We start from the raw sequence: 24,421 nt of genomic DNA, 5'->3' as shown, positions 1-24,421 counted from the left end.
GGGGGGGGGATGAGGCGAATCTAATTGTGGATGAGTTGATTCCACTGGAAGGACTCGACCAAAGATACACGCATGGAATGCGAATTCGGATCGATGAAAAAACGCATACTCCCGAAGTGCTGAACCGACTAAGAGAGATTCTGCGTGGCTATCCTGGTCCCAAAGAAATGCTACTCAGTTTGAGCTTGGATGAGGGGGAAGTCGTCCATATGAAGAGCGATAAGTATAAGGTCGACATCACGCCGGAGTTGCGAACTAGGATCGACGATCTACTCGGTACGGGACATTACAAACTCATGATGAGCAAACCGTCGGGCCGGTAGGTTGAAATACGCGTGTTGGCAAAAAATGGCATTCAGTGTCAAGACAAAGCAAGCGTCAAGACAAACCACCGGCGTGTTTCAGGGCAGCAATCCGGTCGAATGACGCTGCCGCTAAACGGCCCGACACGAGCCTCTGCGGGGGTGATCTAGTCAGAGGCTTTTGACTTACCAGGGCGAACCCAGTCGTTATAGGTATTCGCGCTTCTTGACGAGGCCAGGCATTGGGACGCTGTAGCGGCCTTCTGCGTTCGGCTTCAGCGGTGGCTCCGAGTCGAGAGTTAGCTTGTCAATTTCGGGAGCGAATTCATGGTCTTGCGACATGAAATGTTCAAGCGTGATTTCTTGGCCAGTGTGAGCAGCCATACGCCCCATCGAAGTCACGGCTGACGCCATCACGCCTCGCTCGACCTCGTTGTACGGCTTGTCGCTGCGAATTGCATCAATCAGGTCGACCCACTCTTCGAAATACGGGCTCGGTTCAGGTTGCGGGAATGCCCAAGTGATCTTGTTTTTGTCAAAGTTTTGACCCTCATAGATCCGCGATTTTGCAGGGGTGTGTGAGGCGCTACTGATCACGGCCAAGCCTTTCGAACCATGTGCGTAGCTAGCGAATTCTTGCTTGCAACCGGCGATGGTTCGGCCGTCAACGAACAACTTGGTCCCATCACCAAAGGTGTATTCGATTCCGTAAGAATCATAGTTTTGGTCGATACACTGGCCGCGATAATGACGACCACCAAGAGCAATCGCTTTGACTGGCCAATCGTTTTTCATCCAACAAGACTCGTCGATGTTGTGGATCAAAAAATCGCTGACTGCACCGCCACTGAGCCAAAGGAAGCCGTGGAATTTTTTGATTTGGTACATCAAGTCGCTCATCTTCCCTGGATTGGGCATGACAGCGGCGGTCGCGGTTGGCCCCGACATCCGGTAGGCACGCATCATCAAAACGTCACCAATTTCGCCATTTTGAATGCGGTCAAATAGTTCTTGGCGTCCCTTGCAATGACGGCACATCAATCCGACGCCAACCTTTAAGTTTTTGTCGAGCGCTTTCTTGTTGAGTTCCAACATCCGATTGGATGTCGGCCCGTCCACCGTTACCGGCTTCTCCATGAAAACATTCAGTCCTTTCTCGATCGCGTAGGTGTAATGAACCCAACGAAATCCGGGAGGCGTTGCGAGAATGACAATGTCACCCGGTCGCAGGCAATCCATCGCCTTCTTGTAGGCATCGAACCCGATGAATTTTTGATCCTCCGAAACATCGACCTTTGCTTTGATTTTCTTATGTCCCGAAAGTGCCGCATGAGTGCTTCGCAAATCTTGCTCAAAAACATCCGCTAACGCAACCAATTTCACCGGTCCGTTGTCGACTTCCAAGCAGTTCAGTGCGGCACCGGTTCCACGCCCGCCACAACCAACCAATGCGACACGAATCGTGTTGTCCTCTGCTGCATGGACGCGGCTATTCGCAGCGGCGACCAACGTCGATGCGGCCGCAATCTTGCCAGTGTTTTTGAAAAATTCACGACGTGATTCATTGGAGGGAGTAAGCGTGGTTTTCATCGGGTGATTCCTTTGAAGGAGGGGATAGGAAAACTTTGGTGGGAAACGAGCAGAGGTGATTCAATTTGCAGCTGAGTGTTATTCTTGGTCCTTTTGTTCAGGAGCGGTGTTGGCCCATTTTTCTGTTTTTTCTAATTCGGTCGGTTCCGTCAGCGGACGCACGATACGGAATCCAACGCCAAGAGCGTCGGTTAGGTACCAAATGCTTTGCGGCAATTGAGGGTCTTGATCTTTCCATTTTGCGGAAGATCCTTCGCGCGCGGCTGATCGAAGCATCGCGGGATCATTGTTCCAGCTGCCACCGCGCACCACTCGCGGAAACAAGGTGGTTGGTATGGTAAGCGGGTTATCCGTATTGGCGTTTTGCGAATAGCCGTCCGCGATATATTGATCCAAGACCCATTCCGCGACATTGCCGTGCATGTCGTGTAACCCCCAAAGATTTGGCTTTTTCAGACCAATTTCGTGATAAGCATCGTCGCTGTTGTCGAAGTACCACGCGTGGTCATCAAGCTGTTCAGAGTCTTCGCCGAATGAATAGGACGTTGTCGTTCCGGCGCGAGCGGCATATTCCCATTCGGCCTCGGTGGGCAGACGGTAGTACCTTCCTGTCTTGACTGATAACCACTGGCAAAATTTTCTGGCGGCGTGCTGGGTCATGCAAATCGCCGGGAATTGGCCTTTTCCCATTCCAAAACTCATGTCGGTATAGGGCTCGGTTGGTCTTGAAACACCATCGACTAAAGCATCACGCGGAGACGCTGCTAGTGACATCATTTGGCGTCGAAGTTGGTCCATTTTCTCACTCCAAGCATCGTATTGATCCCAAGTGATTTCGTATTTGCCGATCCAGAACGGCGCGACCGAGACTTCATGCTGCGGCCCTTCGTCTTTCCGTCGATTGGCTTCCGAATCAGGGCTGCCCATCAGGAACGTGCCACCGGGAATTGGCATCATCTCGATTTCCTGGTCAGTATGCTCGATGGCTTCCGCGTAGGGTTTCATTTCCGCTTGGGAAGTTGCTACTGCATCGGCAAGCGGTAGGACGAGATCGTCCGCGGAGGAAAGCGTAGGTAGGGTGAACGCAAAGGCAACCCAAATGACGAACAATGAAGAAGGCGATCGAGAAAGCATCAATTCAGCGTATCCAAAAACAAAGGACGCAAGTGAGAGTCTCGCAGGCGAGGTAAGTTGCTAGGCAGGACCCTTATTGTAACCGAGTTCATTGAGTAAATGTGCGGCGTTGACGGGGGGATCAGTGACGGGGGGATCAGTGACGGGGGGATCAGTGACGGGGGGATCAGTGACGGGGGGATCAGTGACGGGGGAAATCGCCAAGACCAGGAAAGTCGCCCAAGAACCGCGTGGAACCATCAAGGTGTTCACCATCTGCGCGGCGGTTAGATTCCGGTTGGAGGGTTGCCGGATGATTTGGGTGAGATGTCTTTAAACACATTAATCGGTGTATATAAGCTTTGCGAACTTTTGTACTCTTCAAGGTAACGCATCGATTCCATTGCAGCTAAGTCTTCTTCAATTTTGTACGCCGCTAATTCCTCAGTGGTGGCTTTCATAACCGTTGATTCGGGGAACGGAATCACGTCTTTGGTCAATTCGTAATTGAACTTATGTAAACGAAACAACATCAGGTTCTTTCCAACGGTTTGGTAAACGGCGTACAATTTGTAAGTACGAAAAGGAAGCCCCGATTGCCAGCTATAGACTTCAACCGTGTAATTGCCATCCTTGAATGTATCTGCAGGTGGCTTGCCGACAATCTCCTCAACCATCTGATTGGTCATTACGTTAAACTGAGGCACCGCGTTATGCATGACGTTCAAATCGGCGACCGCATCATGGGCATTTTGTACCGACGGTCGCGCGACTTTGTAGTCAAATGCCAGTGCACCGCACATTAGCGCCAAGACGCCAAGCAATAGAAGCAATCGACGGGAACTCGATTGTTTCGCGGAAGGCGTTTCGGTTGTTGTTGAGTCGGATGCGTTCAGGTCGGTCGACAGGTTTTCGTCACTGGTCATACTCGGCTCCACAAAGAATGAAGGGCTTGGCTGGCACATTAGCGTATCCACGATCGGCCAAGCGGCTAAGCGCGAGCTAGATGAAAACAGACAAAATGGAAAGTGACCGTAATTGTATCGCGCCGCTTCGCGCCATGGGGATTGGATGAACGAAATACTTGGAAACGAAACGACTGCTCTATCCGGTTTTTCGCCGGAAGCTTTCATGGATGCCTTTCGAGCAAGAGCGGCTCGTCTTGGGTTTGCCAAAGTCGGTGTGGCGCAAGCGGTCAATGCAACGGGCTTTTCAAGATTAGTCGAGTGGATTGATGCTGGTTTCGCGGGCGAAATGCAATACTTTGCTGATCGGCTCGATGCCTACCGACACCCTCGCGGCGTTCTCGAAGGATGCCAGTCAGTGATCTGTCTTGCCTATCCTTACCCGTCCGACACTCCGACCCCCACAGTCCCGGTCGGCAGGGGAAAAGTGGCACGTTATGCTTGGAGTGGCGACGATTACCATGATCAAATCCATCCGAAACTCAAACGACTCTGTCGAATGCTTCGCAATTGGAACAGCGAATCAAAGGCGCGAGGCATTGTTGATACTGCGCCGTTGATGGAACGCGAAGTGGCGCAGCTTGCGGGTTTGGGGTGGCGAGGAAAGAACACACTGCTGCTAAACAAACAACTCGGCAGCTACTTCTTTCTTGCTTGTGTCCTTACGGATGTCGCATTGCCACCAGATGAACCTCACGTTTCGTCGCATTGTGGGACCTGTACGGCTTGTCTCGATGCGTGCCCGACCGATGCTTTTCCTCGACCCGGCGTGCTCGATGCGACACGCTGCATTAGCTATTTGACGATTGAAAAGCGATGTGATAGCGAATCGAAGGCTGAACAATCGATCGATCCGAACCTCGAATTGGGCATCGGCGATTGGGTGTTCGGGTGCGATGTTTGCCAAGAGGTTTGTCCATGGAATCGAAAGCCCCATAGGCGGCGCCCAGGTCGACAAACCAATCGTCAAGAAACCACAAGCACCCAGTCGTACCCGATGCAAACATTACCGCTTGACGGTTGGGCGGAAATGACGGACGAAACCTTTCGGGCCCGTTACCGTAAAACGCCTCTATGGCGTACTCGTCGTCTCGGGATTCTCCGTAGCGTCAACATCGTGCTGCGGAACCAAAAGCTCACCAATCCGAGCGTCATTGGCCGGAGCGATCCAACGTAAATCGATCTTGATTGCCGAGCCTTCGACCCCAACCAATAGCGATGGAAATTCGTCTCTCAATTGGTCGGCCCATTCCTGTCCGTCAAGCGATGCGTGTTCAATACGCACTTGACGCGATGGGAATCGCCATCGGCCTTTCGTGGTCACTCGAGCCTCATCGTTGGTGACTTGACAACTTTTGATCGAATCGGAAGCACTCAATCGGGTCGCCATTCGTTCGGCTCGTAAACGTAAATTGTCATCACTCGTTTCAATTAATTCTTCAATCGGCAGCGACGCACCGAGCGCACTGGTTAAGTTTTGCATTGTCGATGCTAACATCGCCATCACCGCGCTGCCGGCTGCGAACGAGGGCCAAATTGCGGTCGAGGTGATCGATCGAACCAAGTTTGTTTTTCCGATCATGATTCCACATTCCGGTCCGCCGAACACGCCACCTCCTTCGACGATGACCAAATCGGCTCCTGCGTCGAGCATCTTTTCGACCGAGGGAAGAGTATCGTTGGCTGATTGCTTTAGCGACGCGATTGGCAAAACGACCACTTGGATACAGTCACGATCGTTCAATTCAAGCGGCTTTGGCAAGGCGTCGTGAGTCTCGTCATCGGCAAGAACGAGGCAAAACGAATCGTATTCATCAAAGTCCGACATTTCAACGCCGTCGTTCGCGCCGACCTCTTGAACGATCGGTACCAGAGCATTCATCGTGTCGACAAGGGATGTGCCGCCACGAAGCCGAATTGCTTGACTGCGATGTACCAAAATGTCTTTTTGGCTCATGCCAATCACGAGCGCGACCAGGGTGGCCTGGAAGTTGGTCGTCACAGCGATATCGACATCGGACGTCGATGGCAGTTGGCGGTGCAAATGCCGTTGCAAACGCTCCATTGCTTGATGGTCTTTGCGGATATCGCCGTGCAGACATGCGTAGGCTGCTTCGACCGCTTGGTCGGACACCCGAACGCCGGTGCCATAAGGTGAAACCAGCACACCGCTCGCGTTGACCAGCGGAATCGTCACGGCCGATTGCCTTTGGCTCCAGCGCTGAACATTCTTGCGGCCCGCTTCGGTGGCACGCATGACCGCGTCGAACCCGCGAGCGGCCGTTTGCGGTAGTTCGTTGATAATCTCGGTCGCTTGAGTTTTTAGTTTTTCGAGCGTTTCAGGTTCGCTGGCACGCCGCGCGACATCGCTCAGGCCACGGCGGAGCAATTCAACAGTCCAAGGAGGGATAGCCATCAGATAGCATTTCGTTGATTGAGAGGGGAGGAAACAGTTTCGACTTGTCGCATTATATCCGCTCTCGGTTCGATGTACCCTCTGCTGAAAAGACTCGTTTCGATATCATCACAGTTGCGGGACTGATGTTCCATCGAAATTTTCTGGGTCTTTTCACTGATTATCCGCTGCAAACGCTATGAAAACTGACGAGTTACGCGAGAAATATTTAGCTTTTTTCGAGTCAAAAGGGTGTGTTCGCAAACCGAGCGATGTGCTCGTACCGACTTGGGACCCCTCGGTTCTGTTCACCCCGGCGGGGATGAATCAGTTTAAAGACCATTTTCTTGGCAAAGTGAAACTGGAGTTCACTCGGGCGGCAACGTGCCAAAAATGCTTGCGAACGGGCGATATCGACAACGTTGGCCGTACGGCGTTTCACCATACGTTCTTTGAAATGTTAGGGAATTTCAGCTTTGGAGATTACTTCAAAGAAGATGCGATCCGATGGGCTTGGGAATTCCTAACCGACAAAAAATGGCTCAACATTCCCGGTGAGCGGTTGTCGGTGACCGTTTACAAGGATGACGACGAAGCGTTCAACCTTTGGAAAGACAAAGTCGGACTTCCCGAGTCGCGGATTGTTCGCATGGACGAAGACGAAAATTTTTGGCCTGCTTCGGCTCCCAGCCAAGGCCCCGATGGCGTTTGTGGTCCCTGTAGCGAAGTCTATTACCACCTTGATGACGGCAGCGACGTTGAAATCTGGAATCTGGTCTTCACCCAATTCAACCGCGTCGGCGAACCACCCGAAAACCTCAACCCGTTGCCGAGCAAGAACATTGACACGGGAATGGGGTTGGAACGAACGGCAAGTGTGATGCAAGGCGTTCCGACCAATTTTCACATTGACAGTCTGTTCCCGATCGTTGAGGCTGCCTCGGAAGTTTGCGGTGTCAAATATGACTACCTCAGCGACAATGGTCGCCGGTTGCGCAGGATTACCGACCATGCTCGTGCCAGCGTTTTTGCGATTCACGAAAACGTTTATCCTGGTCCCAAGGATGCCAAGTACGTCATCAAGCGGTTGATTCGTCGTGCGGTATTGGACGGCTATCAAATGGATCTGCGCGAACCATTCCTTTACAAGCTGGTCGAAGCGGTTGCCGAAGCATCGAAGGTTGCTTATCCGGAATTGAGCGAAACGAGCGAGCGAGTTGCGCAGGTGATTAAGTCAGAAGAGAACGCATTCTTTGGCACGATCGATGGAGGGATGAAACGAATTGAGCAACTGTTTGAGCAAATGCGAGATGAATCAAGCGTGATGGTTCCTGGTGCCGAAGCGGCAGTCCTGAATACCACCTATGGCGTGCCACCGGAGTTGTTGCAAACGCTTAGCGCCGAACAGAACTTTACGTTCGATTGGGCAGGGTATCGCGAGGCGATGGACGAACATGCATTGGTTAGCGGTGCTGGTCAGCGTGAATTGTTCCAAACCGGACCACTCGAAACACTCAAAGAAGCACTCCGAGAGACCCCGTTTGTGGGCTACGAGGAAACTCAGTCTCAAGCAATTATCAAGGGCGTCATCACAGGCCAAGGCGGTAGGGACGACGACGGGCAACTTCTTAGTCATGTCGATCGACCTGGAAAGAGTGATCTTCGGCTCGTTTTGGATCATTCTCCGTTCTATGGAGAGTCGGGCGGCCAAGTTGGCGATAATGGTGTGATTTCGAGTGACAAGTTTGAGTTTCTCGTGACCGATACACAGCGTCACGCAGGCTTGATTGTTCACCACGGCCATTTGATAAATGGGGAAATTCACGAAGGCGAAACCTGTACCGCCACCGTGGATACGAAACATCGCGCAGCGTTGTGCCGTGCGCACTCGGCCACCCATCTGCTGCACTTTGCTCTGCACAAAAACATCGGCAAACACGCTCAGCAACAGGGGAGTAAGGTCGAAGCGGATCGCTTGCGGTTCGACTTCACCAATCAACAAGCGATCGATGAAGATACCCTTGTCGAAATCGAAAAAGATGTTTGGATGTGCATCGAAGCGGCTGACCCAATCGTTTGGAATACCGTGCCGCTGGTCGACGCGAGAGCCGCTGGAGCGATGATGTTGTTTGGCGAAAAGTATCCTGACCCGGTTCGCATGGTTTCGATGGGCGAGTACAGCAAAGAGCTTTGCGGTGGAACTCACTTGTCGAACACCAAGCAAGTCGAAGCGTTCGAGTTGGTGGTCGAAGAAAGTGTTTCGGCTGGAACACGACGGATCGAAGCATTGACAGGCACGCGGGCTCAATCTCACCGCGTTGAAACACGTGAATTACTCGGAAAGGTTGCCGAGACTTTAGGGTGTGATGCCAAAGACGCGATTGCGGCAACGGAAGAATTGTCGGCCGAAGTGCGGCAATTGAAAAAGGAGCTTTCTGCTGGCAAGCCTTTGCAACACTCGGAAGCGTTTGTCGCCAAAAAAGCGGACAAGCCAGTGGATACCGACGATTACAATTCGGTTCGGGCTGCGGTTCGCGAAATTACGCGTCGACTAAATGTCTCGGTTAGTGATGTTGTCGATCGAATCGGTTCATTGCTTGGTGATCGTAAGAAACTTGTCAAAGAGCTGAGTCAAGTCACAGCGGGCGGCAAGTTGACAGCAGATGATTTGATTGCCGGTGGTGAAACGATCGGCGATTCAATGGTGATCGTAGCTGAAACGCCAGGAGCGAACCCGAATGTGATGCGAGGTTGGATTGACCAAATCCGCAAAAAAAGCGATCTGCCAACGGCCATTTTGTTGGCCGCTATCCAAGGCGACAAGGTGGTTTTGGTAGGTGGAGTCAGCCGTGAATTGGTGGAGCGAGGCATCAAGGCGGGCGAATGGGTCGGAGCCACAGCGAAAATTGTCGGCGGAGGTGGCGGAGGTCGCCCCGATATGGCGCAAGCCGGTGGCAAAGACCCTAGCAAGTTGCCCGAAGCCATCGGAGTAGCAAAGGACAACATGCGAGAAAAATTGGCTTCGTCTTAACGCCAGGCGGTTCCACTTTTGGTCTGCAAACGCGATGTAGTCGAAGCTTTTAAGCTCGGTAGGTGATTGCTGAAATCTTGTCCGGCTTTCTCGTTTCTTTCGCGCAGAAACACGCTGCGCGGGCTCCTGTTAGACTGATGCTGCAATTGTTTAGCCTCCATCACCAATGAGCTACCATGGAATTGAGTCCCGAAGTTCGGATCGCGATTGTTTGCATTTTTGCAGCGTTGTTGATCGCAAGCGTTGTGTCGATTGTGATTCAACGACTCAATCCGGATCGCGATTTCGTGGAACTCCGTGAACGGGTACGCACGTGGTGGGCGATCGTTGGTATCTTTTCGTGCGCTTTGTTTTGGTCAAGAACCGCGGCGATTGTCTTCTTTGCTTTTGTCAGTTTCTTGGCGTTGAAGGAATTTTTGTCGATGACGCCGACACGCCGATCGGATCGGCGAGTGTTGTTCTACGCGTACTTGTCGATTGCTGGCCAATACTATTTTGCCGCCAGTGCTTGGTATGGGATGTTCATCATGTTCATCCCCGTGTTGATGTTCATTTGGCTCCCGACGCGGATGTTGATGATCGGCCAAACAGATGGTTTTCTACGAGCCGCCGGCACGTTGCATTGGGCATTGATGATCACCGTGTTCAGTCTTTCTCACGCTGCCTATTTATTGGTTTTTCAGGAAGGGCCGACGCCGCGCATCGCCGCTCAATTTCCATCGGAACTCGGTGCCCTTTATCCAGGGGCCGGTTTGTTATTGTTCCTGATTTTGGTGACGGAATTGAACGATATTTTTCAGTATCTATGGGGCAAAACATTTGGACGGCACAAAGTCGCTCCGAGAGTGAGCCCTGGAAAAACGGTGGAAGGTTTGCTTGGAGGCATCGCAACGACAATTTTGTTCGCTGGCATTCTTGGCCCCAAATTGACGTTGATGGGACCTTGGCAATCTTTGATCGCAGGAACCATTATTGCCATCGCTGGCTTTGCGGGCGACTTGTGCATGTCGGCGCTGAAGCGAGATTTGAAGATCAAGGATTTTGGTGCGTCGCTTCCCGGTCACGGCGGCGTCTTGGACCGAGTCGATTCGTTGGTCTTTACCTCGCCGCTGTTTTTTCATTTTATATATTACACCTATGGATGATTGAATAACGCGAATGAACTCAATTCTGCGACCTTTGTTTTTTGCTTTAATTGTTCGCCCGTTAATGATGGTCGTACTGGGGACGAATGTCCGTCGCCATGCATTATTGCCCAAGGAAGGTCCGGCGCTCATTGTTGCCAATCACAATAGTCACTTGGATGTTTTTGCGCTGATGAATATCTTGGGGCTCAAACCGCTTGCTTCGGTGCGACCGGTTGCGGCGGCGGACTATTTTATGACCCGTCCGTTTCGTCGTTGGTTTGCAACTCGAATTGTTGGCATTATCCCGATCGACCGAACCAAATCACGGCGCGGTGATGGAGGTCATCATCCCCTTGAACCGATATCCGAAGTGCTTCGCGATGGCGGTATCGTTTTACTGTTTCCCGAGGGGACGCGAGGCGAGCCCGAGAAGCTTGATGCGTTTCAAGCGGGCGTTGCCCACCTAGCACGGCGTCATCCCGAAGTCCCGGTCACTCCCGTTTTCATGCATGGACTCGGCAAGGCTTTGCCGAAAGGAGAAGCGATCTTGGTGCCGTTTTTTTGTGACGTCTTCGTTGGCCATCCACTTGATTCGACATTGCCAAAAAGGGAGTTTATGGCACAGCTCTCAAAATCTTTTGAAAACCTTGCTGAAGAGCTGCCCCCCAAGGAGTGGATTTAGCGTGTCTTTACTCTTTGAACCGATACCCAATCCCGCGAACCGTTTCGACCAAATCAGCAGCGGGCCCCATCTTTTTTCTTAGGGCACGGACATGAACATCGATCGTGCGATCGAGCACCATGGTGTCTTCGCCAAGTGCCGCATCCACCAATTCATTTCGCCCGAACGCACGGCCGGGTTGCCGGATCAGTGTTTCGAGCAATCGGAATTCACTTTTGGTCAATTTCAGCACTTCGCCCGTGATTGTTACGACGAAACGGCGTCGGTCGACTGTGACACCATGCCGAGTGACGGAATCGGATTCCTCGAATGTCTGTTCCCGGCGACGTAGAAGCGCTTTGAGACGCTGTAGCAGTACCTTGTAACTTTCGACTGGCTTGACCACGTAGTCATCGGCACCAACCGCGAAACCGACGACTTGATCCGATTCTTCACTGAGTGCGCTTAGCATCAAGATCATCGTATCTTTGGTCGCCGGGTCGGCTCGCAATTGTTTACACACTTCCACGCCGTTGAGGATTGGAAGGTCGACGTCAAGGAACACGACATCGGGCAACAAAAGTTTGGCTTGGTTGAGCGCGTCGCGTCCGTCGGCGGCACGTGACACTTCATAACCGGCACGTCGCAATTGATATTCGAGTGTTTCTGCCAAAGGGCGGTAGTCTTCGACGACAAGAACCTTCGTGGTAGACATCTATGTTTGTTTTCTCGTTCGGGCGGACAGTCAGTGACTAGCCTCGATTGGGCATCGTTCATGAAGGGAGTATTTTGATCGATCAAGTCGCCGATGGGCACCCGTACGACAGCCATCATCGTGTGAAACTATTGTTAAAATTGAGTTAAGCGATGCGGTTTGGCTGGCTCACCAGCGAGGCTGAGGGCGTGCTAATCGGCAGCGGGAAGTGAAATTTCGAATGTGGATCCTTTTCCCGGTTCACTCTCAAGTCGCACTTCGCCACGCAGTGCTTTGGTTAGATTTTTCACGATTGACAATCCGATACCGGTTCCGCCTGCAGCCAATTTGCGTGTTTTCTCGCCTCGATAGAAGCGTTCGAACACACGCCGTTGTTCACTTTCGGTCATCCCCATTCCGGTGTCGGCTACAATCAAGACCCACTTGTCAAGTCGTCGGCGGCATGCCAGTCGTACATCGCCTCCTTGGGGTGTATAACGGATCGCGTTACCTACCAAATTGTTCACGATTGTCAGAACAGCTTCGTGATCTGCAACGACGTTGGGCTCGGAAGTTCGATCTCGATCGCTCGGATCAAGGTGTTCATCGAGAGAAATGGTGATCTGGTTCGCCTCGGCGACAGGACGGTAAGACAAGAGTGACTCGTCAACAATTTCGGCGAGCGAAACGGTTTTTAGCTGCAGGTTTTCCCGCCCTGATTGAGCTCGTGCCAATTGCATCATGTCGGCAACTAATCGTTCCAACCGAACGCATTGCCCACGGATTTGCGCCATGAAATGAGTTGCCGCTGCGGGGTCATCCTCGATCGCCAATTCGACGGTTTCGGCGTAGCCTTTGATGGCCGCCAATGGTGTCTTAATTTCGTGTGAAAGGTTAGCGATGAATTCGCGGCGCATGGATTCGATTTGCTGTGCTTCGGTTTCGTCACGCAGGGTCATAAGCAGGTTCGAATCCTTGTCAGTCGTGATTCGATCGACTCTTGCTTTCACAGGGCGTGTTGTGACGCCATCGACGATTTCGAGCAACAATTTTTGTGGTGTTTGACCGCCAACAGCCACCTCGACGGCGTTGACAAGTTCGGGGATTCTAACCACTTCGCGAAACAACCGGCCACGTAAATCGCCTTCGGTGGAAAGCCCCAGTAGTCGACGCGACCATGGGTTAATTACCAAAATTTCTCGTGTCGGCGACAACATGATGACGCCGTCTCGCATTTTGGTAAGCGCCATGGTGGCTTGCTCTGCTGAAGTTCGGAGCGACGTTAGTGCGAGTTCATGTTGACGCGTTTCGGAAACACAATTTTGGAAAACCTCTTCCGCAGAGACTGCTTGTTTTTGGTCCAAGCGTTTTGCCGTCCATATGCATGCCACGGTGACGATCGTAACAAAGACGGCCATCCACCAAGTCCCAATCCACAGCATCGTGAGGATTGCCAAAGCCGCGGGAAGGCTGATTAACGCCAACATCGTCAACCGTGGCGTTTGCCATGGCTGTCCAAGGGGCAACGAGCGTCGTGACTTGACGGTGTGTCTTGGCAAGCGGTTCATGCGAAGCAGTTTACCGAGATTTCAATGGAAAGAAACGCCATCAATAGAATGTCAATGAACCGTTCTAGTTTTGGGACCGCCGTTGAAGTACGATCGATATTTAGTTTCTGTGATCACCTTAGAGAAGGTTTGGGGAACTCCGTTTTCCACCCGCCCCTTATTCCGATGGAATTGTCTATCCCATGATCCGACTATCGTACCACTTCACCACGTTACGTCCAAAACTTCCAAGGCAATTTCGGCTGTTGGTTCCATTGCTCGGGTTGTTGTTACTTAGTCCGTATCGATCGGTTGCGGAGGATCCGTCTGGTGCTTCCGAGGAAACAAAAAAGCCGAATGTGCTAATGATCTGCATCGACGATTTGAACGATTGGATTGAACCTTTGGGTGGGCATTCTCAGGTGAAAACTCCTGCAATCAATTCGTTGGCCACGCGAGGTTTGAACTTTCGCAACGCCCACTGTCAAGCACCGCTATGCAATCCCTCGCGAACCAGTTTGATGTTGTCGCTGCGTCCATCGACAACCGGTATCTATGGCTTGGCTCCATGGTTCCGTAGTATGCCCGAGCACCTGAACACGAAGTCGCTACCCCAGCACTTTGCCGACGCGGGATACGAAACCTATACGGGCGGCAAGGTCTATCACAATAGTCAGGGCAGGAATCCGCCTGCCGAAGCCGAGCCAGAATTCTTTCACTGGGGTCCCCGGGGAGGGCCCGGGGTGATGCCATCAAAGAAGATCGTTCCACCCACGCCCGCTGGAAACAACCGCTTGGTTGATTGGGGGGTGTTCGATCACAAGGACAGCCAAAAAGGGGATTGGATTGTTGCTGATTGGGCCGAGCAAACGTTGGAGGAAATGCCCGAGGACAAACCGTTCTTTATGGCAGTTGGTTTCTTTTTGCCACACGTTCCATGCCACGTCACACAAAAATGGTGGGACATGTATCCCGAGGAAACCTTGCAAATGCCAGCGATGCAAAAAGATGACCGCGCCGATTGCTCACCTTTTAGTTGGTACTTGCACTGGAATCTTCCCGAACCGCGTTTGAGTTGGCTGGAGCATTACGGCGAACACAAGAATCTCGTCCGCGGGTACCTAGCGAGTATCAGTTTTATGGATAGCCAAGTTGCACGCGTATTAACGACGCTCGAAAATTCGCCTCATGCAGACAACACGATCATTTGTTTATGGAGTGATCACGGATTCCATTTGGGTGAAAAAGAAATGACGAGCAAGAATACTTTGTGGGAACGATCGACCCATGTACCGCTGATCTTTGCCGGTCCTGGGATTAAGCCTCGATCGAGTGAGCAACCGGTGGAGTTAATCGATGTCTATCCGACACTTGCCGACTTGGCCGGGTTGTCGGCTCCCGAGTCTATCGATGGGATTAGTCTGGTGCCGCTGATTCGTGACCCCGATGCAAAGGTGCCACGTCCGGCAATCACCGAGCACAATCCTGGTAACGCGTCAGTCCGCGATGAACGCTATCGGCTAATTCATTACGCCGATGGCAGCGAAGAACTTTACGATTTGAAAAAGGATCCAAACGAATTTAGGAATCGGATCCATGACGAGTCACTTGTGGACATCGCATCTCGTTTGCGTCAGCACATCCCAAAAGATCCAGCTCCCCTCGCAGTCGGCAGCAAACATCGAACTTTGGATGAGCGAGAGGACGGTTGGTACTGGGAAGATCATAAGATCAATCCCTCGGAGCCACCGATGGGGGTTGGTTCGACAAAGATCGAGGATTTGCCTCGACATGCTGGGGCAATCAACGCTGGGGTGAATTAGCGATATTCTGTAGTCGCATCTATTCGAAAAAAAAACCGGCCGATGATGTTTTCACATCATCGGCCGGCTATTGTAAATGCTTCGATCGATCGGCGGCAAAATGGAGCCGCTGGGAGAAACGCGAAAGTCTCAGCGTGCTACTGCACAAGCCTTGAAATGACTTTGGCGAACCCTAAAAATGATCCCTCTGCCGAAATTAGACGATCAAAGCGGTTGTGGGAGCTTTTTCAGCTCGCACAACCATATCTTAGACTCGCTTAGGCGGTCAGCAAAGTAGTTCGGCAGAAGTTTACTGGTTTAGTGAGTCCAAGTTGGAACTACGTACAAGAATTTCGGGACTGTCCTGTTCTTGCCCCATTCGACCCCGGTTCGCGTTACGCTCGGGAGAGAAAATCGCCCGTTCGCGTGTCGACTTTGACCAACTCGCCTTCTTTCATGTACTCGGGAACATGAATCACCAAGCCGGTTTCAAGCGTCGCGGGTTTGGTGCGAGAAGTCGCCGAATTTCCTTTGACACCTGGGTCGCATTGTTGAATTACTAATTCCACCGAAGCGGGAATGTCGATACCGATGCATTGATCGTTGTAAATCAGTGCACGAATCCCTTCGAGTGCTTCGGTGATGTAGGGGATTTGTTCAGCAACGTCTTCCAGCGGCAATTCGTATTGCTGGTAGTTTTCTTGATCCATCAAAAATATGTGGGTTGGATCAGAATACATCACTTGGACGTTTTGCCTCGAAAAGTCCGCTTCATCGATCACATCGGTCCCTTTGAGGGTGATGTCGACCTTGTTTTTCGTCAACACATTCTTGCCGCGAAATTTGTACAACGTCGCCGCGCCACGAGCCGAGGGGGACTGGACGGTCATTGATCCAATCAGAATGGGGTTGCCGTCGTGATTAACAACGGTTCCCGGTTTCAGTTCTTTTGCCAGCATGAGCCTGCCTGTCTATGTTTGCCTGTTTAGGAGTTGGTTGTCCGTGGCCGATCGAAGCCTATTATGGGACAGACCACCGAGGAGAAATTGTACGAAAGTCGAGCGACATTATTTCATCGGGATAGCCACTTCCGAAAGCCCTCAACCACCAACTCTTCACGACCCGCACTTTGCCAAACGAGAAAGGCGATCATTAGTGCCGCAGTAACCAGCATTGCCAATCCGCCGACACCTCGTGGGATGCGACTTTCGACAACTTCATTGCGAAGGTGAGCCTGAAGCCGATTCCAAAAACTTAGCGTGAGGTTTGGTTCAAAGGCGAAAATTTGGGCGTAATCGGCACCGGGTTGGCTGTCGAGGCGAAGCCGAACCTTGGCGGTGGGTAGGTGGACCTGCATGGTATTGGGGTCGCCGCTCGCCGCAGGGTCGAGATGCTGAGCCGCTCGCAGCAGCGGTTCGTAAATCTGCTGGGGCGATCGACCGTAGACGACCAACTTTGGCGTACTGGTGAGCGCTATCAAAGAGACACAGAGCAAGTAGAAGATCGCTAGCGAAACCCAAACGTAGGGCCCGAAAACGGTCGCGGCGGCGGACGGAAAAAAAAGTTCCGCAGGGCCGACGGCGACCAGCCCACTGATCGCGATTCCGAGTGCCGCAATGTCGCGTGATCCGGTCGTGATCAGTGTCCGGCCCAGCATGCGAATCGCTCCGAGCAATAGCAAGTAACCGACCAGCGGTAAGAAAGCGAGGAGGATGGTGAATGGCGCTATCGACATTGGCAACTTATTCTACGTTTGGGAATCGGTTTGGGAATCGGTTTCGGTCCCCGGTTCGGGCTCAATTTCGCTCTTGTTCTCAGTGGCAACATGGTCCAAGGGAATCGGAACCGACGACACCAAACAAATGATCGTTTGTCCCGGTTCGGGCACGAGTGGAGCGTCGACCGTGTTCACCTGCAAAGTCCCATCGCTTTTGATCAGACTGAAAAGCTCTGCGGTATCATTGTAGCGACGTTGGAATTCAGGGTAAGTAAATGATTCGCTCAATCGCGTTGCTTTGAACTGGGCACCCGAATGGACCGTCTCGCGAATCTTCGAAAACGTCCATCCTTCGTTAAACAGTGGTCGCCCCATCAAATTGCGGGTCAATCCACGACGACCCTGCGAATTTTTTGCGTTAAAGGTCAGCTGATACAACTTGACCCGATCGAACAGTTCACGGCATTCGCGTACCGCCAATGAGTTTACTTCGTCGTTGGGGGTCATTGCTAAAAAGCGTCCAATTCCCGCTAGAGGTAAATCGATCCGTGCGTGTTCATTCAGAATGTTGATGCATTCTGCTCGCAATCCGCTGACGCGAGCCTGGGAGACTTTGTTGAAGTTCGTATCGACCAACAAAACGGATATGCCCGCTTTCTGCAATTCCAAGGCATAATCGCGAACCCAATCATCTGCGCCAGCGATCAGAACTCCGTTTGTTGATTCGTCAGCCAAACCCAGTAGTTTTGCGATTGGCGAGGCCAACATGCCGTAGATGGCCACCGTTCCCACGATTACCAAAAAAGTGACCGTGGCTAATTGATCGGCACCGGCAATGGCCAAGGTTTCGCCGTGACGTTCCATTTCAAGTGCGAAGACGCTGCTGACCGCCGCGGCAACGATCCCGCGCGGCGCGAGCGATGCGACGAAGGCTTGTTCGCGCCAAGTTAACGGTGATCCCAATAGGGATATGAATACCGAGATCGGTCGAACCAGTAGGATCATCAGGATCAAGAACGCCAATCCTGGCCATCCGATCGCGGTAAGGTCCTCGAGTTGGACCCGCGAACCGAGGACAATAAAAAGACAGCCAATCAATAGCGTCCGCAGGTTCTCTTTGAGTTCGACGATATGTTCGATATCGAATTTGTGTTGATTGGTCAACCAAATCCCCATGACGGTGACCGTGATCAAGCCCGATTCGTGGGCCAGTGTGTTGCTGATCGCATAAAGCACCAATGCAACGGCAAGCGTTCCGATACCGTGCAAATGGTCGGGTACCCAAAAACGGCGAAAAATGCTCGTCAAAAACGCACCGCCGGCGACGCCCATTCCAACACCAACGAGTGTCGTTTTACCCAACATCCACGCGGCCGATGCAAAGTCCGTTTGTGCCGAATGAAGGAGTACATTTTCAAACACCAGAACGGCCAACACCGCGCCGATAGGGTCGATCACGATCCCTTCCCATTTCAACGTTGAAGCAACACGGCGTGTCGGTCGAACTTGGCGAAGCAGTGGTCCGATCACCGTAGGCCCAGTGACCACCAAGATCGCCCCAAGCAGTAGGCTCAGTGGCCACGCAAAGCCAAGCGTCCAGTGGGCCGCTGCTGCCGTTCCGATAAAGGTAATCAGGGCTCCGACTGTGACGAGCCGAAATGCGGCACTGCCTGCTTCTCGCAGTTCGTGAAATTTTAGTGACAAGCCACCTTCAAACATAATCACCGCGACGGACAACGAAATCACAGGGAACAATAACTCAGGGCCAGTTCGGTCAGGATCACCGTCGACCAATTTTGCCAAGAAACTATCGGGCTGAACGAAAAAACCCATCAATAGGCCGAAAAGCAGAAGCAGCAAAATGCTTGGCAGATTCGTACGCCAAGCCAACCACTGGGCCGTCACGCCGAGCGCCGGGATCATCGCTAAGTAAAGCAGTAGGTCCATGGTGAAAATTCAAACGTCAGAGAATACAAAAGCGAAAAGGGCATCGACTCAGGTGCCATTAACACAATGTACAGGACAGTTCAGGTGCGTACAGGACAGCTCAGGTGCGTACAGGACAGCTCAGGTGCGTACTGGACAGCTCAGGTGCGTACAGGACAGCTCAGGGCTAGGGCAGTGGACCAAACGGGGGTATCGCACCATCAGCCTCAATCGGTGCGATCGACATAACCGGCAAACTCGTCCGTACAAGGCTGTCCGTTTCGTTGGGTTGGAATCATTGTTTGGGCCAGAGGGCCATTGGTAGGCCAAGTTTCAGGTGACGGACCGATTGTTGTCTTTTCCTGCTAGTCACCGTAGAGCTTGTTATGCCATCCGTTTCGAAAACTCACGAAGAAATCACCGACGTGTCTGTCGAAGAGTCCACCGGAACTTGGACCCTTGATTCCTTTGACGCTGCTTGTGACGTGATTCGTCGTGCCGAGGATTCTCTCGAGCTGTTGGCCGAAGCAGTCACCGCAGCACAGACCGTAACGCCGCTCAATCGGTATGACTTAACCGTTATCGTACCTGTCTACAACGAACGCGAAACACTTCCTAAGGTGCTCGATCGGCTAGACGAAGTGATGCCACCGTCGACGGAAACAATCATTGTTGACGACGGCAGCACCGATGGAACGAGCGAATGGTTATCCGAATTGCCCGAACGAGCAGGCCGCACGGTTGTTTGTCGTCGCCGCAATCATGGCAAGGGCTCGGCAGTTCGACTTGCGATTCGGCACAGTCGTGGTGGCGTGGTGGCGATTCAAGACGCGGACCTCGAATACGATCCTGCGAACTTGCTGCGAGTGGTTTGGCCAATCCTCGATGGCGATGCCGAAGTGGTCTATGGCTCGCGTTACCTTGACGGAAGTTCGGACCCGTCACTCATGCATCGAATCGGCAATTGGGTTCTCACCAAATTGAGCAACTCGATGACTGGTTTGCGATTAACGGACATGGAAACGTGCCACAAAGCATTCGATGGCGACACGATCCGAGCGATCGGATTGAAGGAATGTCGATTCGGTTTTGAGCCGGAAATTACGGCAAAAATTGCCGCTAGGGACATTCGTGTTCTGGAAGTGCCTACCGAATATTCGAGCCGTGGTTATGACCAAGGCAAGAAAATTGGATGGAAAGACGCGTTCGCGGCACTGGGCTGCATGTGGCGTTATCGCAAAGGCTAGGACTACCAAAGGTAGAGATTAATTACCTGGCAGGTTTCGTTTCAGCTCAGGCTGTTGCGACGGCGGCAAATCGATGTCGTGTTCTTCTTGGAAGCGACGTCGTTCGACCGGTGATGCATAATAGCGAAGCCACGTTTCGTTGTCTTCGACGCATCGCCATTCAAGGAATTTTCCAGGAATGTCGAGCTTCTTTTCACACGACGGTAAAATGTCGCGGTAGATGATCTTGTAGAGCTCGCGATCGGACAAATGGTCGGTGAATTTCAGCACAACTTTTTCGCCATACAGGCGTTCAACCGTATTCTGCAACAGACGAGGCAATGCGGCGTCTGAGACGGTTTCTGGAGCCGGCAATTGCATCGGAGGATCAAACCAATTGGCGATCGCCAAAGCAGGAGCCCGTTCCCACGCCAACATTGACGCGAGATACTCATTTTCGGTTTGCAGGGGCATCCGGTGCAGCGAGTGACTCTCGACCGACTCGTCGCGGTACGGTTCAAGTTCATCGCGCAAGCGGGCATTGGCCAGCATCAAATCGACCTCATCGACGACGGGGCGGCTCGTCTCGCTCATGTCCATAAGTAGGAAACCTGGGGAGGTAAAACAACAAAAAATCAGCGTGATCAACACAGTGGATGGTCCAATCCACCACCGTGGCATGACCATGAAATCCAATGGCCACAGTGTCGATCGTATCTGTCTTGCTGTCGCACTCAATGCAGTAATGAGCGAAAATCACCTTTTGAGCTGAAAAAGGTCAACCCGATAGTCTCCTGATCGTTACGAGCGGAATGTTTTATCAAAAATTAGCTGATTTGTTTGTGTCCAAGCTAATGTGAGTTCCGCAAAATGCCGCATCCGGCGATGAAATATTCCGCTGCTGCCATCCTGGGCCACAGGCTGGACTTCCACGGCAACAGGCTAGACTTCCACGGCCACAGGCTAGACGCCGCTAGGTTGTTTTTCGGTTTCGCCGCAATTGGCCGCAGGCGGCATCGATCTCATCCCCCTTTCTTTGGCGAAACATCACATTGATTCCACCGCTGACAAGCGTCTCTTTGAACCTTGAAATCGCCTGTGGGCTGGGCGTTTTGTATGGCAACCCGGATACGGGGTTGTAAGGGATCACATTCAACAACACCGTCCGTTTGCGAAGCAGCGACGCGAGTTCGCGGGCACATGCATCCGAATCGTTTACCCCGCCGAGTAACACGTACTCGAACGTCAACCGTCGTCCGCTTGAATCGAAGTAACGGTCGGCAGCGTCGAGGATCGCATCGATCCCGATCTTCTTGTTCACAGGGACTAATTCGCTCCGCAATTCATCGTTGGGGGCATGCAGGCTGACGGCCAAGTTGTAGGGTACACCATGTTGGCTCAGCCGATCGATCGCGGGGGGTAATCCAACGGTGCTGATCGTGATCCGGCGCGGGCTGATTCCCAAACCTTCAGGGCTCCGAGCGACATCGAGTGATTCGAGGACTCGGTCTAGATTCGCAAGTGGCTCCCCCATTCCCATCATCACGATATGGCTTAGCCGTTCGTCGGGCATTAGCCTCGCTTGAAGACGAAGCATTTGTTCGAGAATTTCACCGCGAGTCAAATTGCGATCAACGCCATCGAGTCCGCTGGCACAAAATACGCATCCCATCGCGCAACCGACTTGGCTGCTGACACAAATGCTTCGCCGCGGGCCATCACGCAGCAGTACGCATTCGACTTCGCCTCCGTCGCATAAGCGAATCAGAAGCTTGTCGGTGCCATCGGTCGAAGTGGTCACAGCTGCTTCGGTGGCTTGGTAAATCACAAACGATTTTGCAAGCTCCTCACGCAGCGATTTTGGCAAATTGGTCATTTCGTCAAACGAACTTGCTCGCTGAGCATAGACCCATTCCCATATTTGTTTGGCTCGAAAGGAAGGTTGTCCCTTTTCCGCAAGCCAAGCCTTCAACGACGTTTGATTGATGTCGAGCAGGTGTTGGCGTGTTGGTTGGTTGGTGGCATCCCTCGTATCAGCACTTGGGGCAGTTCCGATATCGGGCGTCGATTGGACAACAGGTAATTCCACAGCACTCACATTGAGAAAGAGAACGAGAAAACGATGATGCATTCTAACCCACGATTCCGGTTTACAGAATCCAAAGCCAAAAACGGTGTTCTGACGCGGAACGCGAGAAAATGGTAACTTTCGTTTTTCAGGATGCCCTGGTCTGTTTTGGACGACTCGCTTAACGCCCCCTCATTGAAATCGGAAAATGACATGAAATCGGAAAACGACATGGATGCCGACATCGCACTGAAACGATTCATCGATCTGACCCAAATCCCTGGCCGCAGTGGCGAAGAACGTGACGTTGCCGATCGAATTGTTGAAATGCTAGTGACCGCTGGGTTGGACGAATCCCAGATTCAATTTGATGATGCCCATTCGCGAACGCACCTGAAAGGAAATTGCGGCAATCTGATCGTGACGCTTCCCGGCAACCGTAGCGGCGTGCGAACGATGCTCTCGGCTCACATGGACACCGTTCCGATCTGTGTCGGCAGCCAACCGGTCGTCGACCAGGGGCAAGTCCGAAGCAGCGTCAAAACGGGATTAGGGGCTGATGACCGAAGCGGATGCGCCGCGATCCTGACCGCGGCGATCGAACGCATCCGATTGGGCGACGAGAACTTTCCGCCCGCAGTGATTGCGTTTTTCATTCAAGAAGAAATCGGGCTGCACGGTGCTCGATGCTTAGATGTCGCTAAGGTTGGCCAGATTGATCGCGCATTTAACTTTGATGGCGGGTCGCCCGACAAAATCCGAACTGGCGCGGTCGGTGGCGAGCGGATCAACATCAAGCTAACGGGAACGCCTGCCCACGCCGGTGTCGCCCCAGAGCAAGGTGCCAGTGCGATCGTGATGGCAGCCAAAGCCATTGCCGATTTGGATGGTCGAGGTTGGCTCGGGAAAGTGGTCAAGGATGAAGGCGTGGGGACGGCCAATGTGGGAATCATCAACGGGGGTGACGCCACCAACGTAATCACTCCCGAGGTAACTTTGCGGGCCGAAGGCCGTAGTCACGACGCGGCGATGCGAACTCGGATCGTGCAAGAGATTCGGGACGCATTCACTAAGGCGGCTGAAAGTGTGATGACCGATTCGGGCGTCAAAGGTACAATCGATTTTGATTCGAATGTTGATTACGAATCGTTCCGTTTGTCCGACGATCATCCGTCGGTCGAAGCGGCCAGTGTCGCGATCAAGCGAATCGACCGAACGCCTACCTGTGAGGTTGCTAATGGAGGGCTCGATGCGAATTGGTTATTCCAACATGGTATCGAAGCGGTCACACTTGGATGTGGCCAAAAGAACATCCATACCGTGGACGAACGGTTGGAGATCGGGGACTTTCTTGATGCTTGCCGAATCGCGTCTTGGTTGATTACCGCAGGAGCATAGTGTGAATGACGACGAAGAGCTTTGTGTTTGCTTTCATGTCAACCGGCGGAAGGTCATCCAGTACATCCGTGTCGAAAAACCGACCCGTGTCAGTCAGTTGTCGGAGTGTTTTGGTGCAGGGACAGGATGTGGTTGGTGTCGGCCATTTTTGAAACAGTTGATGGAAAAAGAACATCCCGAATCGGTGCAACTGCCCGATAGCGAAACCTATCAGAATCAGCGACGCGACTACCGAGACAAAGTGCGTAACATCAAACCGAGGCTTGGACCATGATTGTTTGGGTCGACGCCGACGCGGCTCCACAAGAGGTCAAGCAAATCGTGTTTCGTGCCGCGAAGCGATTGGGGATCGAGACGATTTTGGTAGCCAATCGCTCGCTCGATATTCCCCCTGCGTTCACGACTGTCAGGTCCGTTCAAGTGCGAGACGGGGCTGATGAGGCAGATCGATACATTGTCGCGAATGGCAAGATGGGCGATTTGGCGATAACAGCGGATTTGCCACTCGCGGGATTGCTTGTAGAAAAAGGGATTTTTGTAGTCGATCCTCGCGGTGACGAATATTCGCCAGACACGATCGCCACTCGGCTCTCGATGCGCAACTTTATGGATGAATTGCGGGGAACGGGGATGGCGGTTGGCAGCAGTGCGCCTTACCAAGAAACGGATAAAAAGGCGTTTGCAGCGACTTTTGATCGATTGTTGACCAAGGCAATCCGAAAGTCAAAAGCAAGCGAAACGCCCTAGTCACGGATTTTGGGTGGTCGTTCTGCCGCCGCGATTCACAATCGGTTTTGATCGATCGTTCGCGATGTTTGTACGAGAATGAACATCGACAAAACTCTATAATTTCGCAAGA

Annotated in this window: 21 protein-coding genes; 10 read left to right on the top strand and 11 right to left on the bottom strand. The window is 52.4% G+C overall.

The features are described 5' to 3' along the window. Positions 1-323 (top strand): hypothetical protein (locus CA13_RS36005; RefSeq protein WP_419195282.1); only part of this gene is annotated, 323 nt, incomplete at its 5' end. A gap of 186 nt (positions 324-509) precedes the next feature. On the opposite strand, the gene CA13_RS33205 is transcribed toward CA13_RS36005, so the two are convergent. The 3 genes from CA13_RS33205 to CA13_RS33190 form a co-directional block, all read right to left on the bottom strand. After that, positions 510-1,892: a Gfo/Idh/MocA family protein gene (locus tag CA13_RS33205; RefSeq protein WP_146404383.1), complete on the bottom strand. Its 1,383-nt coding sequence runs from the start codon at positions 1,890-1,892 to the stop codon at positions 510-512. Positions 1,893-1,970: 78 nt separating this feature from the next. Next, positions 1,971-3,026: a formylglycine-generating enzyme family protein gene (locus tag CA13_RS33200; RefSeq protein ID WP_146404382.1), complete on the bottom strand. Its 1,056-nt coding sequence runs from the start codon at positions 3,024-3,026 to the stop codon at positions 1,971-1,973. A 266-nt stretch (positions 3,027-3,292) separates the two neighbouring features. Next, on the bottom strand, positions 3,293-3,931 hold the full coding sequence (locus CA13_RS33190) for a hypothetical protein (protein WP_146404380.1): 639 nt from the start codon (positions 3,929-3,931) through the stop codon (positions 3,293-3,295). A 145-nt stretch (positions 3,932-4,076) separates the two neighbouring features. Between CA13_RS33190 and queG the strand changes: the two genes are divergently transcribed. Next, a complete protein-coding gene (gene queG / locus CA13_RS33185) occupies positions 4,077-5,147 on the top strand; it encodes a tRNA epoxyqueuosine(34) reductase QueG (protein ID WP_419195281.1) in 1,071 nt (356 codons plus the stop codon). Here the strand turns inward: queG and CA13_RS33180 are convergent. Next, a complete protein-coding gene (locus tag CA13_RS33180; RefSeq protein ID WP_146404379.1) occupies positions 5,043-6,386 on the bottom strand; it encodes a hypothetical protein in 1,344 nt (447 codons plus the stop codon). The genes queG and CA13_RS33180 overlap by 105 nt on opposite strands. A 178-nt stretch (positions 6,387-6,564) precedes the next feature. Between CA13_RS33180 and alaS the strand changes: the two genes are divergently transcribed. The 3 genes from alaS (at position 6,565) to CA13_RS33165 (ending at position 11,205) form a co-directional block, all read left to right on the top strand. Then, positions 6,565-9,396, top strand: a complete 2,832-nt coding sequence (gene alaS, locus CA13_RS33175; protein ID WP_146404378.1) for an alanine--tRNA ligase — start codon at positions 6,565-6,567, stop codon at positions 9,394-9,396. A 176-nt stretch (positions 9,397-9,572) separates the two neighbouring features. Further along, the gene (locus CA13_RS33170) at positions 9,573-10,541 is read left to right on the top strand and encodes a phosphatidate cytidylyltransferase (protein ID WP_146404377.1); all 969 of its coding nucleotides are present in this window, start codon (positions 9,573-9,575) and stop codon (positions 10,539-10,541) included. A 13-nt stretch (positions 10,542-10,554) separates the two neighbouring features. Next, the gene (locus tag CA13_RS33165; RefSeq protein ID WP_146404376.1) at positions 10,555-11,205 is read left to right on the top strand and encodes a lysophospholipid acyltransferase family protein; all 651 of its coding nucleotides are present in this window, start codon (positions 10,555-10,557) and stop codon (positions 11,203-11,205) included. Between the two features lie 7 nt (positions 11,206-11,212). Here CA13_RS33165 and CA13_RS33160 read toward each other — a convergent pair whose 3' ends face one another. Together CA13_RS33160 and CA13_RS33155 are read right to left on the bottom strand one after the other, a co-directional pair. After that, complete coding sequence (locus CA13_RS33160) at positions 11,213-11,899, bottom strand: response regulator transcription factor (RefSeq protein WP_146404375.1); 687 nt, start codon at positions 11,897-11,899, stop codon at positions 11,213-11,215. Positions 11,900-12,090: 191 nt separating this feature from the next. After that, positions 12,091-13,446: a sensor histidine kinase gene (locus CA13_RS33155; RefSeq protein WP_146404374.1), complete on the bottom strand. Its 1,356-nt coding sequence runs from the start codon at positions 13,444-13,446 to the stop codon at positions 12,091-12,093. A gap of 182 nt (positions 13,447-13,628) precedes the next feature. On the opposite strand from CA13_RS33155, the gene CA13_RS33150 reads away from it, so the two are divergent. Further along, positions 13,629-15,248: a sulfatase gene (locus CA13_RS33150; RefSeq protein WP_146404373.1), complete on the top strand. Its 1,620-nt coding sequence runs from the start codon at positions 13,629-13,631 to the stop codon at positions 15,246-15,248. Positions 15,249-15,622: 374 nt separating this feature from the next. Here CA13_RS33150 and CA13_RS33145 read toward each other — a convergent pair whose 3' ends face one another. The 3 genes from CA13_RS33145 to CA13_RS33135 form a co-directional block, all read right to left on the bottom strand. Then, positions 15,623-16,186 (bottom strand): elongation factor P, encoded by a 564-nt coding sequence (locus tag CA13_RS33145; protein ID WP_146404372.1) that lies wholly within the window; start codon positions 16,184-16,186, stop codon positions 15,623-15,625. 113 nt (positions 16,187-16,299) lie between these two features. Next, positions 16,300-16,962: a hypothetical protein gene (locus tag CA13_RS33140; RefSeq protein ID WP_146404371.1), complete on the bottom strand. Its 663-nt coding sequence runs from the start codon at positions 16,960-16,962 to the stop codon at positions 16,300-16,302. 12 nt (positions 16,963-16,974) lie between these two features. After that, complete coding sequence (locus CA13_RS33135; protein WP_146404370.1) at positions 16,975-18,891, bottom strand: cation:proton antiporter; 1,917 nt, start codon at positions 18,889-18,891, stop codon at positions 16,975-16,977. Positions 18,892-19,256: 365 nt separating this feature from the next. Here CA13_RS33135 and CA13_RS33130 point away from each other — a divergent pair, with 365 nt between their 5' ends. Beyond that, positions 19,257-20,117, top strand: a complete 861-nt coding sequence (locus CA13_RS33130) for a glycosyltransferase family 2 protein (RefSeq protein ID WP_146404369.1) — start codon at positions 19,257-19,259, stop codon at positions 20,115-20,117. An 18-nt stretch (positions 20,118-20,135) separates the two neighbouring features. On the opposite strand, the gene CA13_RS33125 is transcribed toward CA13_RS33130, so the two are convergent. Together CA13_RS33125 and rlmN are read right to left on the bottom strand one after the other, a co-directional pair. After that, a complete protein-coding gene (locus CA13_RS33125) occupies positions 20,136-20,696 on the bottom strand; it encodes a hypothetical protein (protein ID WP_419195280.1) in 561 nt (186 codons plus the stop codon). Between the two features lie 373 nt (positions 20,697-21,069). After that, on the bottom strand, positions 21,070-22,227 hold the full coding sequence (rlmN, locus tag CA13_RS33120) for a dual-specificity RNA methyltransferase RlmN (RefSeq protein ID WP_146404368.1): 1,158 nt from the start codon (positions 22,225-22,227) through the stop codon (positions 21,070-21,072). Between the two features lie 150 nt (positions 22,228-22,377). On the opposite strand from rlmN, the gene CA13_RS33115 reads away from it, so the two are divergent. From CA13_RS33115 to CA13_RS33105, 3 genes are read left to right on the top strand one after another with little or no spacing between them, the layout of a single operon-like run. After that, positions 22,378-23,562: a M20/M25/M40 family metallo-hydrolase gene (locus tag CA13_RS33115; protein ID WP_419195279.1), complete on the top strand. Its 1,185-nt coding sequence runs from the start codon at positions 22,378-22,380 to the stop codon at positions 23,560-23,562. A 1-nt stretch (position 23,563) separates the two neighbouring features. Next, the gene (locus CA13_RS33110; protein ID WP_146404367.1) at positions 23,564-23,836 is read left to right on the top strand and encodes a (2Fe-2S)-binding protein; all 273 of its coding nucleotides are present in this window, start codon (positions 23,564-23,566) and stop codon (positions 23,834-23,836) included. Next, positions 23,833-24,309, top strand: coding sequence for a YaiI/YqxD family protein (locus CA13_RS33105; RefSeq protein ID WP_146404366.1), 477 nt, complete (start codon positions 23,833-23,835; stop codon positions 24,307-24,309). Before CA13_RS33110 ends, CA13_RS33105 begins: the two co-directional genes overlap by 4 nt. Positions 24,310-24,421: the final 112 nt, after the last annotated feature.

The organism is Novipirellula herctigrandis (assembly GCA_007859835.1).
GTDB lineage: Bacteria > Planctomycetota > Planctomycetia > Pirellulales > Pirellulaceae > Novipirellula_A > Novipirellula_A herctigrandis.
The sequence above is the reverse complement of the archived record's forward strand: the minus strand, read 5'-3'. Positions and strand labels throughout refer to the sequence as shown.

Bases quoted from the DNA above. Each gene is read 5' to 3' on its own strand.
- CA13_RS33205 (WP_146404383.1), bottom strand. From the start codon at position 1,892: ATGAAAACCACGCTTACTCCCTCCAATGAATCACGTCGTGAATTTTTC.
- CA13_RS33200 (WP_146404382.1), bottom strand. From the start codon at position 3,026: ATGCTTTCTCGATCGCCTTCTTCATTGTTCGTCATTTGGGTTGCCTTT.
- CA13_RS33190 (WP_146404380.1), bottom strand. From the start codon at position 3,931: ATGACCAGTGACGAAAACCTGTCGACCGACCTGAACGCATCCGACTCA.
- queG (WP_419195281.1), top strand. From the start codon at position 4,077: ATGAACGAAATACTTGGAAACGAAACGACTGCTCTATCCGGTTTTTCG.
- CA13_RS33180 (WP_146404379.1), bottom strand. From the start codon at position 6,386: ATGGCTATCCCTCCTTGGACTGTTGAATTGCTCCGCCGTGGCCTGAGC.
- alaS (WP_146404378.1), top strand. From the start codon at position 6,565: ATGAAAACTGACGAGTTACGCGAGAAATATTTAGCTTTTTTCGAGTCA.
- CA13_RS33170 (WP_146404377.1), top strand. From the start codon at position 9,573: ATGGAATTGAGTCCCGAAGTTCGGATCGCGATTGTTTGCATTTTTGCA.
- CA13_RS33165 (WP_146404376.1), top strand. From the start codon at position 10,555: ATGAACTCAATTCTGCGACCTTTGTTTTTTGCTTTAATTGTTCGCCCG.
- CA13_RS33160 (WP_146404375.1), bottom strand. From the start codon at position 11,899: ATGTCTACCACGAAGGTTCTTGTCGTCGAAGACTACCGCCCTTTGGCA.
- CA13_RS33155 (WP_146404374.1), bottom strand. From the start codon at position 13,446: ATGAACCGCTTGCCAAGACACACCGTCAAGTCACGACGCTCGTTGCCC.
- CA13_RS33150 (WP_146404373.1), top strand. From the start codon at position 13,629: ATGATCCGACTATCGTACCACTTCACCACGTTACGTCCAAAACTTCCA.
- CA13_RS33145 (WP_146404372.1), bottom strand. From the start codon at position 16,186: ATGCTGGCAAAAGAACTGAAACCGGGAACCGTTGTTAATCACGACGGC.
- CA13_RS33140 (WP_146404371.1), bottom strand. From the start codon at position 16,962: ATGTCGATAGCGCCATTCACCATCCTCCTCGCTTTCTTACCGCTGGTC.
- CA13_RS33135 (WP_146404370.1), bottom strand. From the start codon at position 18,891: ATGGACCTACTGCTTTACTTAGCGATGATCCCGGCGCTCGGCGTGACG.
- CA13_RS33130 (WP_146404369.1), top strand. From the start codon at position 19,257: ATGCCATCCGTTTCGAAAACTCACGAAGAAATCACCGACGTGTCTGTC.
- CA13_RS33125 (WP_419195280.1), bottom strand. From the start codon at position 20,696: ATGGACATGAGCGAGACGAGCCGCCCCGTCGTCGATGAGGTCGATTTG.
- rlmN (WP_146404368.1), bottom strand. From the start codon at position 22,227: ATGCATCATCGTTTTCTCGTTCTCTTTCTCAATGTGAGTGCTGTGGAA.
- CA13_RS33115 (WP_419195279.1), top strand. From the start codon at position 22,378: ATGAAATCGGAAAACGACATGGATGCCGACATCGCACTGAAACGATTC.
- CA13_RS33105 (WP_146404366.1), top strand. From the start codon at position 23,833: ATGATTGTTTGGGTCGACGCCGACGCGGCTCCACAAGAGGTCAAGCAA.